At 64.4% G+C, this 16179-nt stretch carries 12 protein-coding genes; 8 read left to right on the forward strand and 4 right to left on the reverse strand.

Annotated elements, in window-relative coordinates; translation table 11 throughout:
• Positions 1-7 precede the first annotated feature (7 nt).
• The gene (locus MTR72_RS39330) at positions 8-961 is read right to left on the reverse strand and encodes an AEC family transporter (protein ID WP_341512285.1); all 954 of its coding nucleotides are present in this window, start codon (positions 959-961) and stop codon (positions 8-10) included.
• Positions 962-1067: 106 nt separating this feature from the next.
• Between MTR72_RS39330 and hspQ the strand changes: the two genes are divergently transcribed.
• The gene (hspQ, locus tag MTR72_RS39335; RefSeq protein WP_280963857.1) at positions 1068-1400 is read left to right on the forward strand and encodes a heat shock protein HspQ; all 333 of its coding nucleotides are present in this window, start codon (positions 1068-1070) and stop codon (positions 1398-1400) included.
• 78 nt (positions 1401-1478) lie between these two features.
• On the opposite strand, the gene MTR72_RS39340 is transcribed toward hspQ, so the two are convergent.
• Positions 1479-2279, reverse strand: coding sequence for an invasion associated locus B family protein (locus tag MTR72_RS39340; RefSeq protein WP_280963856.1), 801 nt, complete (start codon positions 2277-2279; stop codon positions 1479-1481).
• A 262-nt stretch (positions 2280-2541) separates the two neighbouring features.
• On the opposite strand from MTR72_RS39340, the gene MTR72_RS39345 reads away from it, so the two are divergent.
• The 5 genes from MTR72_RS39345 to MTR72_RS39365 all read left to right on the forward strand — a co-directional run bounded on the left by MTR72_RS39345 (position 2542) and on the right by MTR72_RS39365 (position 8579).
• The gene (locus tag MTR72_RS39345) at positions 2542-4401 is read left to right on the forward strand and encodes an extracellular solute-binding protein (RefSeq protein ID WP_341512286.1); all 1860 of its coding nucleotides are present in this window, start codon (positions 2542-2544) and stop codon (positions 4399-4401) included.
• A complete protein-coding gene (locus MTR72_RS39350; protein ID WP_341512287.1) occupies positions 4398-5903 on the forward strand; it encodes a class I adenylate-forming enzyme family protein in 1506 nt (501 codons plus the stop codon). Before MTR72_RS39345 ends, MTR72_RS39350 begins: the two co-directional genes overlap by 4 nt.
• 83 nt (positions 5904-5986) lie before the next feature.
• A complete protein-coding gene (locus MTR72_RS39355) occupies positions 5987-7216 on the forward strand; it encodes a GGDEF domain-containing protein (protein ID WP_341512288.1) in 1230 nt (409 codons plus the stop codon).
• A gap of 361 nt (positions 7217-7577) precedes the next feature.
• Positions 7578-8024, forward strand: coding sequence for a hypothetical protein (locus MTR72_RS39360; RefSeq protein ID WP_341512289.1), 447 nt, complete (start codon positions 7578-7580; stop codon positions 8022-8024).
• Positions 8025-8186: 162 nt separating this feature from the next.
• Entirely contained in the window at positions 8187-8579 is a 393-nt protein-coding gene (locus MTR72_RS39365; RefSeq protein ID WP_280963852.1) for a hypothetical protein, read from the forward strand.
• A 227-nt stretch (positions 8580-8806) separates the two neighbouring features.
• On the opposite strand, the gene mfd is transcribed toward MTR72_RS39365, so the two are convergent.
• Together mfd and MTR72_RS39375 are read right to left on the reverse strand one after the other, a co-directional pair.
• Positions 8807-12325 carry a transcription-repair coupling factor gene (mfd, locus tag MTR72_RS39370; RefSeq protein WP_280963851.1) on the reverse strand — a complete coding sequence of 1173 codons (3519 nt, stop codon included), beginning with the start codon at positions 12323-12325 and terminating at the stop codon, positions 8807-8809.
• Entirely contained in the window at positions 12322-12612 is a 291-nt protein-coding gene (locus MTR72_RS39375) for an FAD assembly factor SdhE (protein ID WP_280963850.1), read from the reverse strand. The genes mfd and MTR72_RS39375 overlap by 4 nt, the downstream gene beginning before the upstream one ends.
• A gap of 218 nt (positions 12613-12830) precedes the next feature.
• On the opposite strand from MTR72_RS39375, the gene recG reads away from it, so the two are divergent.
• Both recG and MTR72_RS39385 read left to right on the forward strand, forming a co-directional pair.
• Positions 12831-14939, forward strand: coding sequence for an ATP-dependent DNA helicase RecG (gene recG / locus MTR72_RS39380; RefSeq protein ID WP_341512290.1), 2109 nt, complete (start codon positions 12831-12833; stop codon positions 14937-14939).
• A 769-nt stretch (positions 14940-15708) separates the two neighbouring features.
• The gene (locus tag MTR72_RS39385; protein WP_341512291.1) at positions 15709-16137 is read left to right on the forward strand and encodes a hypothetical protein; all 429 of its coding nucleotides are present in this window, start codon (positions 15709-15711) and stop codon (positions 16135-16137) included.
• The last annotated feature ends 42 nt before the right edge of the window (positions 16138-16179 follow it).

Raw genomic sequence — 16179 nt, forward strand, 5'->3', positions numbered from 1 at the left:
CCACCGCTCACGGAAACGCCAGTCGCCCGGTCTGGATGAACCACATCACGCTCGTCAGCGTAACCACGGAGGCGAAGGTCCCGAGCAGCACCGCGACGGATGCGGATTCGATCCAGGCATCGTTCTGGCGCGCGATGACGAACACGTTCAGCGCCGGCGGCAGCGAGGCCATCAGTACGGCGGTCGCGGCCCAGGGCTGCGCAAACGGGCCGAAGGCCATCATCAGTGCGAACGAAGCGAGCGGATGAACCAGCAGCTTGATCGCGATCACGCCCGGCACCTCCCAGGGCACGCGATCGAACGGACGTAGCGCCACAGTCACGCCGAGCACGAACAGCGCGGTCGGGGCTGCGGCGTTCTGGAGGAAGGTGATGGTGCGATCGAGCGCCACCGGCAGCTCGATATGGAGCGCCGCGACAGCGGCGCCGAAGCAGGCCGACATGATCAGGGGGTTGAGCACGATCTGCTTCAGCACCACGCCGAAGGCGTGCACAAGCGAAGGATGATCGCGATCGGAGAGCTCGATCAGCAGCGGCACGATCGTGAACAGGAAGATGCTGTCACAGCAGAAGATCAGCGCGGTCGGCGCTGCCGCCTTCGTCCCGAGCACCGCGAGCGCCAGCCCCGGCCCCATATAGCCGATATTGCCGTAACCTCCGGAGAGTCCGGCAAGCGTCGCCTCGCGCAGCGACAGTCGGCCGAGGATCTTCCCGACGCTGAGCGCAATGGTGAACGCCGCGATGGTCGACAGCGTGGTCGCAACCAGGAACGGCGGGTTGTTGAGCTCCGAGAACGGCGTCTTCGACATGATCGCGAAGAGCAGCGCCGGCAGCGACACGTAGAGCAGGAAGAAGTTCATCCAGGCCAGTCCCGATTCCGGCAGGGACTTAGCCTTGCCGCAGGCAAAACCAACGAAGATCAGGCCGAAATAAGGAAGGGCCAGATTGAGGATATCGACCATTGATGAAGTGTTTTCTGAAGGCTTGGGGGCTATCTGCCCATTACCGGTGGGTTAATTCCGAATCTGGGCACTAGCATCGGCCACAATCCTGGTCTATCGACGGGGAATGATTAAAGCTCGGACTGCCAAGTTCCAGATCGGACAGGTCGTTCGCCACCGGATCTTCTCGTTCCGGGGCGTGATCTTTGATATCGATCCGGAATTCAACAACACCGAGGAGTGGTGGCTGTCGATTCCTGAGGAGGTGCGGCCCAGTAAGGACCAGCCGTTCTATCACCTGCTCGCGGAGAACGCTGAGTCGGAGTACGTCGCCTACGTCTCGGAGCAGAACTTGCTGCCGGATAACTCTGGCGAGCCGATCCGCCATTCCCAGGTGGCCGAAATCTTCATCAAGGACAAGACCGGCGGCTACCGCCCGCGCAATCCGTCGCTGAACTGAACTTCGCTCCGCACGCGGACCAGCAAAAAAGGCGCTCGAACCGAGCGCCTTCTTCATGTCCAAGCTTGAGCGGCCTGCTTACTTCTGCCCAGCCGGAGCCGCGCCGGAAGCCGCGCCCTGCTGCTCGAGCTTCTTGCGCTGCTCTTCAGCCTTCTTCTGCAGCTCTTCCTGGAGCTTCTTCTGGGTTTCCTCGAACTGCTTCGGGTCGGTCGGCGGGCCGTCATAGGCCTTGGCGAACTCGCCGGCCAGCGGCAGCGGCAGCGTCAGCGGCGCGCCGTTGGCGTTGATCGCCTGCACCACGAGGTTCTGCCCCTTCTTCATGTTGTTGATGAGGTCCGGGGTCGCCTCGTAGTCCGACATGCAGCCATTGGCGAAGCAGATCACGTACGGGCTCTGCAGCGGCGGATTGTTGTCCACGATGATACGGGTGCCATGGACGAGCTGCATGCCGAGCGGCAGCGTCACGCGCAGGATCTTCTTGGGCTCGCCTTCGGGCTCGATGATCACGGCGGCGATGACCGGCTGGCCCGACTCGATGCGGCCGTCCTTGCCGGTGAAGCACACCTGCTTGGCGTTGGCGTCCTGGCCCTTGAGGCAGAATTTGGTCCACGGCGCGTAGATGAGCTGAATCTGCTGATCCGCCGGCTGGCCGTTCGGCTGGGCTGGAGCGCCCTGAGCTGGGGCCTGCTGGGCCTGAGGAGTTTGAGCCGGCGCGGGCGCCTTGGGGGCGGCCTTCGGCGCGGCTTTCGGCGCTGCCTTGGGTGCCGGCGCTGGAGCCTGGGCTTCTGCGGCGAACGGAACGACCAATGCCGTCGCCGTCAACAGGGCGAGAAGTCGCCCGCGCGGCCGGACGGACGCGGCCAAATAGCGGAAATTCATTGCGGAAAACCCTTTCTGAACGGGAATGGCCCGAGCCGCTCCGAAACACCGAACCAAGCCGCCTTGGGCGCGGCTGTCTCCCCGTCAATAGAGGCGGAAAAGTGACGGGTCCGGCGCTCTTGCGCGATTGCCCGCCTTCTTAACGTGGCGGACGAAAAGATCAATGCCGACAACTCTCTTTGACCGCGACAGCACGTGCGCTCCCGGGGAAAATCGCTGTGTTAGGATTCAGATCCGCCGGTTCTCGAATCAACGTGCGCCGATGTTCATGTTCCCGCGCCTTCTTGAGGGGCTTGTCGAGGTCCTTGTCGGGGTCCTTGGCGCCCGGCTTCGCAGCCTCGCCCTTCTCCTCGCCATCATGTTGCCGACGGCCGCAGTGCGGGCCGAAGAAGCCCACGCCATAGCCATGCACGGCAAGCCGGCACTGCCGGCCGACTTCACCCACATGCCCTACACCAACCCCGACGCACCCAAGGGCGGCCGGCTGACCTGGGGCCTTCTGGGTACCTTCGACAGCCTCAATCCCCTCATCGTGAAGGGATTGGCGGTGCAGCAGGTCCGGAACTACGTGATCGAGAGCCTTTTGGCGCGCGGCAACGACGAGCCGTTCACACTCTATGGCCTCCTGGCCAGGACGGTCGAAACCGACGACGAGCGGACCTACGTCACGTTCCGCCTCGATCCTCGCGCGCGGTTCTCCGACGGCAAGCCGGTGCTCGCCGAGGACGTCGAGTTTTCCTGGCAGCTCCTGCGCGATCACGGCCGACCGAACCACCGCCATTACTATGCGAAAGTAGCAAAGGCCGAAGTGCTCGATCCCCTCACGATCCGCTTCGATTTGGCCGGCGCCAATGACCGGGAGTTGCCGCTGATCCTCGGCCTGATGCCGATCCTGCCCAAGCATGCAGTCGACGTCGCGACCTTTGAGGAGACGACGATGGTAGGCCCGATCGGCTCGGGCCCGTACCGGGTCACGGCGGTGAAGCCCGGCACCAGCGTGACGCTGACCCGCAACCCCGACTATTGGGGCCGCGACCTGCCGGTCAATCGCGGCCTCTACAATTTCGACGAGATCAGGCTCGACTACTACCGCGAGGCCAACGGCCAGTTCGAAGCCTTCAAGCGCGGCCTCTATGACTTCCGCGTCGAGAACGAGCCGTTGCGCTGGCACGACGGCTACGATTTCCCCGCAGCCAAGACCGGCGAGGTGATCCGCGACACCATCAAGCCGGGCGTGCCGCAGCCGTCGGAATTCCTGGTGTTCAACACCCGGCGTCCGATCTTCGCCGACATCCGCGTGCGCCAGGCGCTGACGCTGCTGTTCGACTTCGAACTGGTCAATCGCAACTACTTCTTCGGGCTCTACTCGCGCGTCGCCGGCTATTTCGCCGGTTCGGACCTCTCCGCCTACGCCCGTCCTGCGGATGCACGCGAGCGCGAGCTGCTCCAACCGTTCGCCGCGCAAATTCCAGCCGACATCATGGATGGCAGCTACCGCCTGCCCGTCACCGACGGCTCGGGGCGCGACCGCACGACGCTGCGCGCGGCGCTCAAGCTTCTGTCGGAGGCCGGCTACGATCTCAACGGAACCGTGCTGCGCAACCGCAAGACCAAGGCTCCCTTCACCTTCGAGATCCTGGTCACGACGCGCGACCAGGAGCGCATCGCGCTTGCCTTCCAGCGCGACCTGAAGCGCGCCGGCATCGAGCCGACCGTGCGATCGGTCGATCCCGTGCAGTTCGACCAGCGCCGGCTCGCTTTCGAGTTCGACATGATCCAGAACCGCTGGGATCAGTCGCTGTCGCCCGGCAACGAGCAATATTTCTATTGGGGCAGCGCCGCTGCCGACAATCCGGGCACCCGCAACTACATGGGCGCCAAGGATCCGGCCGTCGACGCCATGATCGCAGCCCTACTGGAGGCCCGCGAACATACGGCCTTCGTGTCGGCAGTGCGGGCGCTCGACCGCACCCTGATCGCAGGCTTCTACACAATCCCCCTCTTTAACGTATCGGAGCAATGGATCGCGCGCTGGAATCGGATAGAACGGCCATCGGCTACCGCGCTGTCCGGCTATTTGCCGGAGACCTGGTGGTCCAAGGGGCAGCCGCAAGCGAAATGACGAATCAGCCAGCCGCATCGCCGACGCTCGACACGCTGTTTCAGCGCACGCTGTCCCGCCAGCCGCACGCGCCGGCACTGCTCGACCCCATCAACAAGGTCCGCGTGACCGGCCACGAGCCGAGGCGGCTGACCTACGCCGAGGCGGATCTCGCCATCGAGGCGCTGTCGGCGCACTTCGTGGAATCCGGCCTGCCGGCCAATTCCGTCATCGCGATCCAGTTGCCGAACACGGTCGAGTTCGTGCTCACGGTGCTCGCCGCCCATCGCGCCGGCCTCGTCGTTGCCGTGCTGCCGCTGCTCTGGCGTCATGCGGAGCTGACCGCCGCGCTCAACCGCACTGCGGCACGCGCTATCGTCACCATGAGCAAGGTCGACGGCGTGATCTATTCCGACCTCGCCATGCATGCCGCAGCGGAAGCGTTCTCGATCCGCCATGTCTTCGGTTTCGGCACCGACCTGCCCGAAGGCATGGCCCCGCTCGACGAGGTGCTGGCGCGCCCGCCCGGCACTACGCGCCGCGTCATCCAGGATGGCCGCAAGGCGGCGATGATCTCTTTCGACGTTACGGCGGAGGGCTTTCGCCCGGTGCCACGACCGCATTTCAGCCTGATCGCCGGTGGCCTTGCGATGTCGCTGGAGGCCGACGTCAAGCAGGGCGCGACCGTGATGGCGGCGTTCACTCCGATGTCGTTCGCCGGCCTCGCCTCCTCGCTCGCTGTGTGGCTGCTCTCCGGCGGCACGCTGGCGCTGCATCATCCCTTTGAGAGCGAGGTGCTGGAGCAGCAGATCAATGAGCACGATTGCGATGTGCTGATCGCACCGGCGCAGCTCGCGCTTAGGCTTGGCGATTCCGATCTCGCGGCGCGGATGCCGAGCTTGCGCAACGTCATCGGCCTGTGGCGCGCGCCGGAACAGGTAGCGGCGAGCGATGCCTGGATCGCGCCGCATGCGCCGCTCACCGACGTCTATCTGTTCGGCGAGGCCGGGCTGTTCGGCGTCCGGCGTGGCGAGGACGGCATGCCGGTGGCGGTGATGCCGGGCCCCCATGGTGCGCCGCGCGAGCAGTCGGGCTCCTCCATCGCCGGCGAGATCCTGCTCACGCCGAATGGAACGCTGGGCCTGCGCGGAGCGATGGTCCCGATCGCGGCCTACGCACCGCCGCAGCCGGTGGGCGAGGCCCTGACGGCGCAGCCGCCGCGGGACTATGTCGACACCGGCTACGCCGCGCGGATCGACCGGGCAAACGGTGCGATCTGCATCACCGCACCCCCGTCCGGCATCATGGCGGTCGGCGGCTATCGCTTCCTCTCCAACGACCTGCAGGAATGGGCGCGCCGGCTCGGCCAGGGCGCGCTGTTGACTGCGCTGCCCGACCGGCTCTCCGGACACCGGCTGGCGGGTCGCGCCCAGGATAACACCCGCGCCCGCGAGGCGCTCAGCGAACTCGGGCTTAACCCTCTGATGGTTGAGGCTTTTCGCGATCGTTCCGGCCCGGTTTGATCGCACTTTCGGCTGATATGTTGACGCGGCATTAAGGCGACCAAACTAGATTGCGCAGCAGTATTGCGTGATCAGAGTTTGCGATGTCCCAGGCGGGCCCGATCCTGTTTGTGTCCAACGCCGAGCGGCCGGCCTTCATTGCGGCGCTGGACGAGGGCCGCCTCTTCCCCATTGTCGACAGCGACTGGGCGAGTGCTGCGCGCGCCGTCGAGCAGATGCAGCCTGCTGCGGTTCTTGCCGCCATGTCAGGCGGACACGAGCCGCACATCGCGCCGTTCGCCAGGAAAATCGCCGACCAGCCACTCTACATTCCGTTCGTCGCACTGGACGCGCCGGGCACTCTCCCCCACAACGCCCTGCCCTTCGCCACGAGCGGCGGCAATCCAGACCGCCTGATCGCGCGGCTGCGCGCCGGGCTGCGCGTACGCACACTGCACGCGACCGTGCTGCGCCGGCTGCCGGAGGTGACGACGAAGGTCTCGTTCCCGGAGGCCGATCCTGCGCGCGATGCCACGGTGCTTCTGATCGGCCGCGGCGCCGCCTATCCCGCGCTCTCGGTCGCGCTCGGCGAACGCGTGGGCGTGATCGGGGCGCTGTCGATCGAAGCCGCCGCAAAGCATCTCAACACCCGCGACATCGACGGCGTCGTGCTCGCCGAAGGTTTCACTGCGCGCGTCACTGACGCCTTCCTCACGGTGCTTGCGGAAGATACCCGCTTCCGCAACCTGCCCGTCGTTGTTACCGCGCACCAGCTCGCGCAGAGCTACGACCTGCCCAATCTCGAGGTCATCTCGGGTGAACCCGCCAGGATCGCGGCCAACGCGCTGCCGCTGATCCGCCAGCACGCGATGGAGGCACAACTTGGCCGCACGCTGCGTTCGATCGATGCCGGCGGCTGGCTCGATCCGCGCAGTGGCCTGCTGACGGTCGAAGCCTTCGCCCGCGACTTTTCCAAAGCGGTCGAGCAGACGCTCGCCCGCGGCGGTGGTCTCTCGGTTGCGCGCTTCGCTTTCGATTCGGCCAATCCCCGCGCCCAGTTAGACGCCGCGCGCATCCTGAGTCGGCTGATGCGGCAGATGGATTTTGGCACCGCCCAGAAGGACGGCTCGGTGATCGTCGTGTTCGCAGAGACCGACTTCCGCACCGCCCACATGATCGCCCGCCGCCTCTCTGCGGTGATGCGGCACACCTCGAACGGCAAAGGCGAGATGCGCAGCGACCCCGTCGTCAGCGTGGATTCGCTGTCGCCATCGGATACGGCAAGGTCGCTGCTGGCGCGGCTATCCGCCGACGCGTCACGGGCGGCGTCGTAGATATCATCGCGCCCGTTTTCGCGGGATCGGCCCTTTCGTAGGATCTCGGTTTGCCCTAGGATCCGACAAAATCTGAAAAACAACCCCATGCAAAGGAAATGTCAATTGCTGACGTGAAGTCTTACGTATTTTACGAAGCCATTTGACACGTCGGGCAAAACACCGGCATAGTGGCATCATCGAAATAAGTCAGTTGGCCCGCGTGGAGAAATCCGCTGCGGGTTTTTTCATTTGCGCAGGAGATTTTTCATGCCGACGATTGAGAAGAAACCCTTACCGCCGATCGGCTCCGGGTTTGTCACGATCAATCCGTCAGACAAGGAAGACGTTACGAGTCGCGCGCGACGTCATAGATCATTACATGTCTGGCAAGGGATCCTGGTGGGACGAAGGGCCGCGAAAATCCGCCCAGCAGACCATCGATGACCTCAAACGATTTAAGGACAGCGTTGTAGCGTCCGAGCAATATATCGATGACCCCGGCTCAGTACTGGGTTCTGTAGAGGAAATGATTGACGCGGCTATCAAGCAGGCCGGCAATGTAATCCCGAGTCTAGAGAATGACGGCCGTGGCGAGATCCGTCCGCGCGATCCAAACGATTCGATCATGCGGGCGCGCCCGCCAATCTTTGCTCCACCAACCACGAATGAGAAAATTCAAATTCTTGCAGCGCCGACAAACCAGGGCGTGCTCTCGACGCCCAAGGCAGCTCAGATCAATCGTGCTCCGGTCGTGCCCCCAGTCGAGAAAGCTCCCGATCGTGACGACCCGAACATCCGTGTTCTCCGTCGCATCGTCAGGAATTGAGATAGTCCATCAGATGCTGAGGAGGCGCGCCCACGCGGTGGCATCAGCGCTGTCGCCAATGTGCGAAAATCGGTTGACAATGTTCCTGCTTCGTTCTATACAAACCACCCGCAACCTGTGAGCGATAAATTGTCTGCTAAGCGCGCCACGATATGATGGTTGATGATGAAATTCGCAACAGCGTTCATTTCCGCCGTTCTGCTTTTGCCGGCCTCCTACGCCAAGGACTACAGGTTGGATTACGGCATTGAAACACCGAGAGACAGCGATGCAGGTTCGACGACGTGCCCCTATGGGGTATGCCATGTGAAGGTCGAGAAGCTAAACTTGACGGTCATCATTTCCCTGTCTCGCGACGACCCTGACCACGCGCGCATTCAAATCGAAGGCAAGCCCGGCTGCTGTTTCTTCGAACTAGGTGCGCCATCGCAGAGAATAGTGCCAGGCGACCCGCCACCGAGGCTTCGCTTTTTTGCCGGCATGGCGCCGCGAGGCCTCTTGTTTTTCCAGAATGAGCCGGCGGGAAACCTTTACTTGAGATTCCACCTCGATTGATACTTGAGATTCCACCTCGATTGACGACGTGGGCAAAGCGAAGCGTGCCCACCTGTTTTCAGATCCGAGTGCGGAGATGGTGGGCACACTACGCGCTTTTACGCACCGTACAATGCTCCCAGTAACACGGTCATTGCGAGGAGCGAAGCGACGAAGCAATCCAGCGTCCTTCTGCGGATAGATTTCTGGATTGCTTCGCTTCGCTCGCAATGACGAAGGAGAAGTCCCTACGCCGCCTTCTTGCTCTGTGCGAGCTGCGCGAGCTGGCGCATGATCTCGGTGGTGCCGACGAGGCGCTCTTCCGGCGTCTCCCAGTCCTGGAAGAACACCACCTTCATGTCGGGCCGCACCTTTGCGGCTTGGCCGTGGCTGCGGATGAACGACACCAGGCGGTCGGGATGCGCAAAGGAATTGTCGCGGAACACGATGACGGCGCCCTTCGGGCCCGCGTCGATCTTCTCGACATTGGCCCGTCGACAGAACGCCTTGATCGCGGCGACCTTGAAGAGATAGCGCACCTCATCCGGCAGCACACCGAAGCGGTCGCGCATCTCGGCGGCAAAGTTCTCGATCTCCTCCTCGGTGTCGAGATCTGCGAGCCGCCGGTAGAGCGACAGGCGGACCGAGAGGTCGCCGACATAGTCCTCCGGAATGAGTACAGGCATGCCGATCGTGATCTGCGGCGACCAGCGGTCGGCGGCGGGCTCGGCGACGCCGGCCTTGAGGTTGACGATCGCCTCTTCCAGCATCGACTGGTAGAGCTCAAAGCCGACCTCCTTGATGTGCCCGGACTGCTCCTCACCGAGCAGATTGCCGGCGCCGCGAATGTCGAGATCGTGGGAGGCGAGCTGGAAGCCCGCGCCCAATGTCTCCAGCGATTGCAGCACGGTCAGCCGCCGCTCGGCCTGTGCCGTGATCTTCTGCTGCGCCGGCAGCGTGAACAAGGCGTAGGCGCGCAGCTTGGAGCGTCCGACACGGCCACGGAGCTGATAGAGCTGGGCGAGGCCGAACATGTCGGCCCGATGCACGATCAGCGTGTTGGCGTTCGGAATGTCGAGGCCGGACTCCACGATCGTGGTCGACAGCAGGATGTCGAACCTGCCGTCGTAGAACGCCGTCATGATGTCCTCGATCACGGCCGGGGGCATTTGGCCATGTGCGACCGCGACCTTCATCTCCGGTACGTTCTTGTCGAGGAAATCCTTGACCTCGGCGAGATCGTCGATGCGCGGCACTACGTAGAATGCCTGCCCGCCGCGATAGCGCTCGCGCAAGAGCGCCTCGCGGATCATCAGGGGATCGTGCGGGGCGACGAAGGTGCGCACCGCAAGGCGGTCGACCGGGGGCGAGGCGATGATCGAGAGCTCGCGCACGCCAGTCAAGGCAAGCTGGAGCGTGCGCGGGATCGGCGTTGCCGATAGCGTCAGCACATGCACCTCGGCGCGGAGTGCTTTCAGCCGCTCCTTGTGACTGACGCCGAAATGCTGCTCCTCGTCGACGATCAAGAGGCCAAGGTCACGGAACTTGATCGACTTGCCGAGCAGCGCATGGGTACCCACGACGATGTCGACCGAGCCGTCGGCGATGCCCTTCTTGACCTGGTTGAGCTGCTTGGCCGGGATCAGGCGCGAAGCCTGCGCGACCTGCACCGGGAAGCCGCGGAAGCGTTCGGAGAACGTCTTGTAATGCTGGCGCGCAAGCAGCGTGGTCGGCACCACGACCGCGACCTGCTTGCCTTCCAGCCCGACGGCAAACGCCGCGCGCAGCGCGACCTCCGTCTTGCCGAAGCCGACGTCGCCGCAGATCAGCCGGTCCATGGGCCGGCCCCGCTCGAGGTCCTTCAGCGTGGACTCGATCGCCCCCAACTGGTCCTCGGTCTCGTCATAGGGGAAACGCGCGCAGAACTCGTCATAGAGGCCCGGCTGCACCGGCAGTTTTGGCGCTTCGTGGAGCTGCCGTTCGGCAGCGATCTTGATCAACTCGCCGGCGATCTCGCGGATGCGGTTCTTCAGCTTGGCCTTGCGGGTCTGCCAGCCCGAGCCGCCGAGGCGGTCGAGCTCGACCGTGGTCTGGTCGGAGCCGTAGCGCGACAGCAGTTCGATGTTCTCGACCGGCAGGAACAGCTTTGTCTCGGCGGCATAATGCAGCTCGAGACAGTCATGCGGCGCGCCGGCGACGTCGAGCGTCTGCAGGCCGATGAAGCGGCCGATGCCGTGATCGACGTGCACGACGATGTCGCCGGCAGCGAGGCTCGTGACCTCCGAGATGAAGTTGTCGAGCTTGCGGCTCGCCTTGCGCGGCCGCACCAGGCGATCGCCGAGGATGTCCTGCTCGCTGATGAGCGCGATCTCGTCGGTCTCGAAGCCGCTTTCGAGGCCCAGCACGGCGAGCATGGTCTCGTTGCGCGGAGTTGCCTGCACCGTCCGCCAGCTATTGACGCTGGTGGTGTGGGTCAGCTTATGGTCGCGCAACATCGAGGTCATGCGGTCGCGCGAGCCTTCGGTCCAGAGCGCGATGACGACCTTCTTGCGCTGCGCCTGCAACGCCATCACGTGCGCCACCACGGCCTCGAACACGTTGGCGGTCGTGTCGTTGCGCTCGGGTGCGAAATCCCGCCCCTTGCGCGCGCCGGCATCGACGACGCTCGCGCCATCAGCCGGCACGGAGAATTGCGTCAGCCGCGCCAGCGGAATGTCGGCTTCGCGCTTGGTCCACTCCTCTTCGGTCAGATAGAGCCGGTCGGGCGGCAGCGGCTTGTAGATGCCGCCACCGGTCGGATGCTCCAGCGCGTCGCGGCGCGCCTCGTAGTAGTCGAGGATCTGCTTGAAGCGCTCGCGGATGGCGTCCTCGGCCTGCGGCTCGATCGCGATCGGCGCGCCCTGCAGATAGTCGAACAGCGTGTCCATCCGCTCCTGGAACAGCGGCAGCCAGTGCTCCATGCCGGGATGACGCCGGCCTTCGCTGACGGCCTCGTACAGCGCATCGTCACGCTCGGGCGCGCCGAACTCAGCGACATAGCCCATGCGGAAGCGGCGGATGGTGTCAGTGACGAGCTGGAATTCCGAGATCGGCACGAGATCGAGCGCGCGCATGTCGAGCAGCGTGCGCTGGGTCTCGGCGTCGAAGGAGCGGATCGATTCCAGGCTGTCGCCGAAGAAATCGAAGCGGACGGGCTGGTCGAGGCCGGCCGGGAACAGATCGAGGATGCCGCCGCGCACGGCATATTCTCCGGGCTCGCGCACCGTCGAGGAGCGGCTGTACCCATTGTGCTCGAGCCAGGCGACGATGGTGTCCATCGGCACGACATTGCCGGGTGCGACCGACAGCGCCTGCGCGGCGACGAGATCGCGCGACGGCACGCGCTGCACGACGGCGTTCACGGTCGTCAGCACGATCAGCGGCTTGTCGCTGCCGGTGAGCGAAGCAAGCCGCGCCAGCGTGGTCAGGCGCTGCGCCAGGATGCCGCCATGCGGCGAGACCCGGTCATAGGGCTGGCAGTCCCAGGCCGGGAACGTCAGCACGGGCAGGTCGGGCGCGAAGAATTGCAACGCGCGCTCGAGCTGCTGCATGCGCGGGCCGTCGCGGCAGACGACAGCGAGGCTGACGGCCGGCTTCTTCGGCCGTGCCGCGATGGCGCGCGCGAGGTCGGAGACGACGAGGCCTTCAGCGCCTTCGGCGACGTTGGCGAGCGTCAGTGCGCGGCCCGGCGCGAGCAGCTCGGCCGGAGATTTCGACGGCTGTTTCATGCGTTGCCGTCCGCAATCGGAAATGCCTTGATACGCGCGAACAGCGCGCCTGCAACGTCACCCGGAAGCACTTTGTCTCCCGTGACGGCCGCGTAGAAATCGGGATCGGGCACCTCCAGCAGGTGCTCGAGCTCGGTCAGTTCGGCATCGGACAGGTTGCCAATCTCGGCATCGGCAAAGCGGCCGAGGATGAGGTCCATCTCGCGCGTGCCGCGGTGCCAGCAGCGGAACAGAAGCCGCTTGCGACGCTCATCCAGCCCGTCGCTCGATCGTGTCGTTCCCGTCATGTCTCAAATCCAGTCCAACGCCAAAAGCCCGGACGTGCCGGGCGCGGGTGATATAGCCACTCGGATGACCGATGTCAGCCCTTTGTTGTTCTGGTTTGCCACTCTCCGCCCCGTCATGGCCAGGCTTGTCCCGGCCATCCACGCGTTGCCGAGAAAAAAGCGTGGATGCCCGGCATAAAGCCGGGCATGACGAGCCGAAACGATCCTAGATTCGCCCCATGCGCCCCAGCCTGCTCAACCCGCTGTTTGCTCCCGTGACCAGCCTCCCCGGCGTCGGTCCGAAGCAGGACAAGCTGTTGCGCTATCTGCTCGACCGCGATGAGACGCCGCGGCTGGTCGACCTCCTCCTGCACTTGCCGAGCAACGTGATCGACCGCCGCGCGCGGCCGAAGATCCGTGACGCCGTGCCGGGAACCGTGGTGACGCTGGAGGTGACGATCGACCGCCACCGCCCTCCGCCGCCGCGCAATGCGCGCGCGCCCTATCTCGTCTACGCCAGCGACGATACCGGCGACGTCGTGCTGACCTTCTTCCGCGCCAAGCCCGGCTATGTCGAGAAGCTGCTGCCGATGGGCGAGAAGCGCTACGTCTCCGGCACGCTGCAGATGTATGACGGCATCCCGCAGATCGTGCATCCCGACCGCGTGCTGGACGAGGAGGCCATCGCGAAGCTCTCCGGGATCGATCCCGTCTATCCGCTGACCGAGGGGCTGGCGCTCGGCTCGCTGCGCCGCGCGATCGCGCAGGCGCTGCAGAAGCTCCCCTCCTTGCCGGAATGGATCAGCCCGGACGTGCTCCGCCGCTGCAACTTCCCGCCTCTCGCCGAGGCACTCATCCGTGTGCATCAGCCCGTCGAGCTCACCGACGTCCTGCCCGACCAGCGCTTCTGGTCGCGCCTCGCCTTCGACGAGCTCTTGGCCGGGCAACTGGCGCTGGCGCTGATCCGTGCGCGGTTGCGCCGGCCCGCCGGCGTGCGCAACGCCGGCGACGGCCACCTGCGCAACAAGATCATCGATGCCCTGCCCTATGCGCTGACACGCTCCCAGCGCAGTGCCGCGGCCGCGATCGCCGATGATCTGAAACAATCCGTGCGCATGCTCCGTCTGCTTCAGGGCGACGTCGGCTCCGGCAAGACCGTGGTGGCGTTACTCGCTGCTGCCGCCGTCGCCGAGGTCGGCAAGCAGGCCGCGTTGATGGCGCCGACCGAAATCCTGGCGCGCCAACACATCAAGACCATCGCGCCGCTCGCCGAGCGCGCCGGCTTGCGGGTCGCGATCCTCACCGGGCGGGAAAAAGGCAAGGAGCGGCGCGAGATTCTCGCGCGGCTCGCCGAGGGCGAGATCGATCTCCTCGTCGGCACCCATGCGCTGATCCAGGACGACGTGATCTTTGGGGATCTCGCGCTTGCCGTCGTCGACGAGCAGCACCGTTTCGGCGTGCGCGAGCGATTGGCGCTGACCTCGAAGGGCGAGGCCGTTGACGTGCTGGTGCTGAGCGCCACGCCGATCCCGCGCACGCTGGTGCTGACCTATTTCGGCGACATGGACATCAGCGAGCTGCGCGAAAAGCCCGCCGGCCGGCAGCCGATCGACACCCGCGCGGTGCCGATGAGCCGGATCGAGGAGGTCATGGACGGCGTCGGCCGCGCGCTCCAGTCCGGCAAGCTGGTCTACTGGATTTGTCCGCTGGTCGAGGAGTCCGAGGCCGAAGGCACCGAGCACCTGACCAACGCGACGAAACGTTTCGAGAGTTTGCAGAAGCGCTTCGGCGACCGCGTCGGGCTCGTCCACGGGCAGATGAAGGGCGCAGAGAAGGACCGCGTGATGGGCCAGTTCGCCGCCCACGAGATCGGGCTCCTGGTTGCGACCACCGTGGTCGAGGTCGGCGTCGACGTGCCGGCCGCCACCATCATGGTGATCGAGAACGCCGAGCGCTTCGGCCTTGCCCAGCTCCATCAATTGCGCGGCCGTATCGGACGCGGCTCCGAAGCTTCGACCTGCCTCCTGCTTTACTCAGAGCCGCTCGGCGAAATGTCGAAGGCGCGGCTGAAGGTGATCCGCGAGACCACCGACGGCTTTCGCATCGCCGAGGAAGATTTGAAGCTGCGCGGCGAAGGCGACGTGCTCGGCGTGCGCCAAAGCGGCCTGCCCGGCTATCGGATCGCGCGTTCGGAGGTCCACAGCCAGCTCATCACGCAGGCCCGCGACGAGGCCCTGCGCATCATGAACGACGATCCGAAGCTGAAGGGCGAGCGCGGCGAAGCGCTGCGCTGCCTGCTGTATCTGTATGAGCGGGATGAAGCAATTCCGCTGATTGGGGCGGGTTAAAGTGGTTCATTCTCGTAATTGCCGGGCTTGACCCGGCAATCCATCGCCCGAAGCAACTCTTCTCCGTGATGCATCTCCAATAGATGCGCCGGTCACACTCGCGCGTGACGCGTTGTCTCGGCCGCAGAGCATGCCCAAGCCGGGCCTGGCGTTTCGCGACATTCGGCCCCACGCCCATGAACCGCCCGTAGCCGAGACAGACTCACTTGCAAGCGGTGATCGTGCGCCCGGACGTATCAGAGGCGCCCGAGGCAAGGACAAGGCAATTGCCCCAATGAAGGGTACGGGTTCCTTGCGTCATTGCGAGCTGGTTCACACCCAAGGACGATCACTCGTGCTAAAAAGTACATTGGAACTATCCCCACATTTCCTGCTGGAGGTAGATCATGCAGTTCATCTCCACCGAATGGCAGTCAACTTCGACAGCTCCGTCAGACGGAGACCTCGAAATCTGCGCGCTGGACTTTGATGGTATCGTCCATTCGCTTCCTTTTCCTTGTCGCAAGGATGGATCCAATTGGGTCGACCGATCAGGCAAAACGCACGCCGACATTCAGCCGACCCATTGGCGCACATGGACGAGTGCACGCTGATCCATGGCCGCCGTAATGCCGCCGGGGAAGCGATACTCGGGCGAGCTGGTCCAGCACACTGCCGCCATTGCCCGCCTGTACGGCAGACAAAGGCGCGCACGTTGCTCGCCGGCCGCGGAACGGACGCACCATGCGCCCGTTAACTGCTCAAGGGCGGTACAGGAAGGAGCAGAACCATGAGGGCTCCCACCACAATCGCTGCGCTCGCGATCATACTCGGCGCGCCCGCACTTTCGCTCGCACAACCGGCTGCGCAAGGTGCGGTCGAATTGAGCGGTGGCACGACGGTATCGCAAAATCCATCGCTGCCGAAACTCAGCCTGACAAACGCGCAGCGCGAGCAGATTCGCAAGACGGTGCTGACCGAGCATAACGATATACAATTCCGGCAAGCAGCCACGAAGTCAGCCAAGGACTTCACACCTGCCGTTGGGGCAACACTTCCGAAAGGCGTCAAGGCTCAAGGCCTACCCACGCAGGTGCTCTCGCAATTGCCGGAGCTGCGCGACTACATGTACGCCAAGATGAAGGATCAGGTGCTGATCGTGAACGGCATGACCAACAAGATCGTCGATATGTTCTCGGAGACGCAGCCGCTGTCTTAGCTCAAGACATTCTAGCCAGGACATTCGACGGAGTTCGGCCTT

Origin of the sequence: Bradyrhizobium sp. ISRA442, assembly GCF_038085055.1 — a bacterium.
Classification (GTDB): Bacteria; Pseudomonadota; Alphaproteobacteria; order Rhizobiales; family Xanthobacteraceae; genus Bradyrhizobium.

Coding starts and splice junctions, on each gene's coding strand:
- MTR72_RS39350 (WP_341512287.1), top strand. CDS start 4,398: ATGACGAATCAGCCAGCCGCATCGCCGACGCTCGACACGCTGTTTCAG.
- MTR72_RS39365 (WP_280963852.1), top strand. CDS start 8,187: ATGATGAAATTCGCAACAGCGTTCATTTCCGCCGTTCTGCTTTTGCCG.
- MTR72_RS39360 (WP_341512289.1), top strand. CDS start 7,578: ATGTCTGGCAAGGGATCCTGGTGGGACGAAGGGCCGCGAAAATCCGCC.
- hspQ (WP_280963857.1), top strand. CDS start 1,068: ATGATTAAAGCTCGGACTGCCAAGTTCCAGATCGGACAGGTCGTTCGC.
- MTR72_RS39330 (WP_341512285.1), bottom strand. CDS start 961: ATGGTCGATATCCTCAATCTGGCCCTTCCTTATTTCGGCCTGATCTTC.
- MTR72_RS39375 (WP_280963850.1), bottom strand. CDS start 12,612: ATGACGGGAACGACACGATCGAGCGACGGGCTGGATGAGCGTCGCAAG.
- MTR72_RS39385 (WP_341512291.1), top strand. CDS start 15,709: ATGAGGGCTCCCACCACAATCGCTGCGCTCGCGATCATACTCGGCGCG.
- mfd (WP_280963851.1), bottom strand. CDS start 12,325: ATGAAACAGCCGTCGAAATCTCCGGCCGAGCTGCTCGCGCCGGGCCGC.
- recG (WP_341512290.1), top strand. CDS start 12,831: ATGCGCCCCAGCCTGCTCAACCCGCTGTTTGCTCCCGTGACCAGCCTC.
- MTR72_RS39340 (WP_280963856.1), bottom strand. CDS start 2,279: ATGAATTTCCGCTATTTGGCCGCGTCCGTCCGGCCGCGCGGGCGACTT.
- MTR72_RS39345 (WP_341512286.1), top strand. CDS start 2,542: ATGTTCATGTTCCCGCGCCTTCTTGAGGGGCTTGTCGAGGTCCTTGTC.
- MTR72_RS39355 (WP_341512288.1), top strand. CDS start 5,987: ATGTCCCAGGCGGGCCCGATCCTGTTTGTGTCCAACGCCGAGCGGCCG.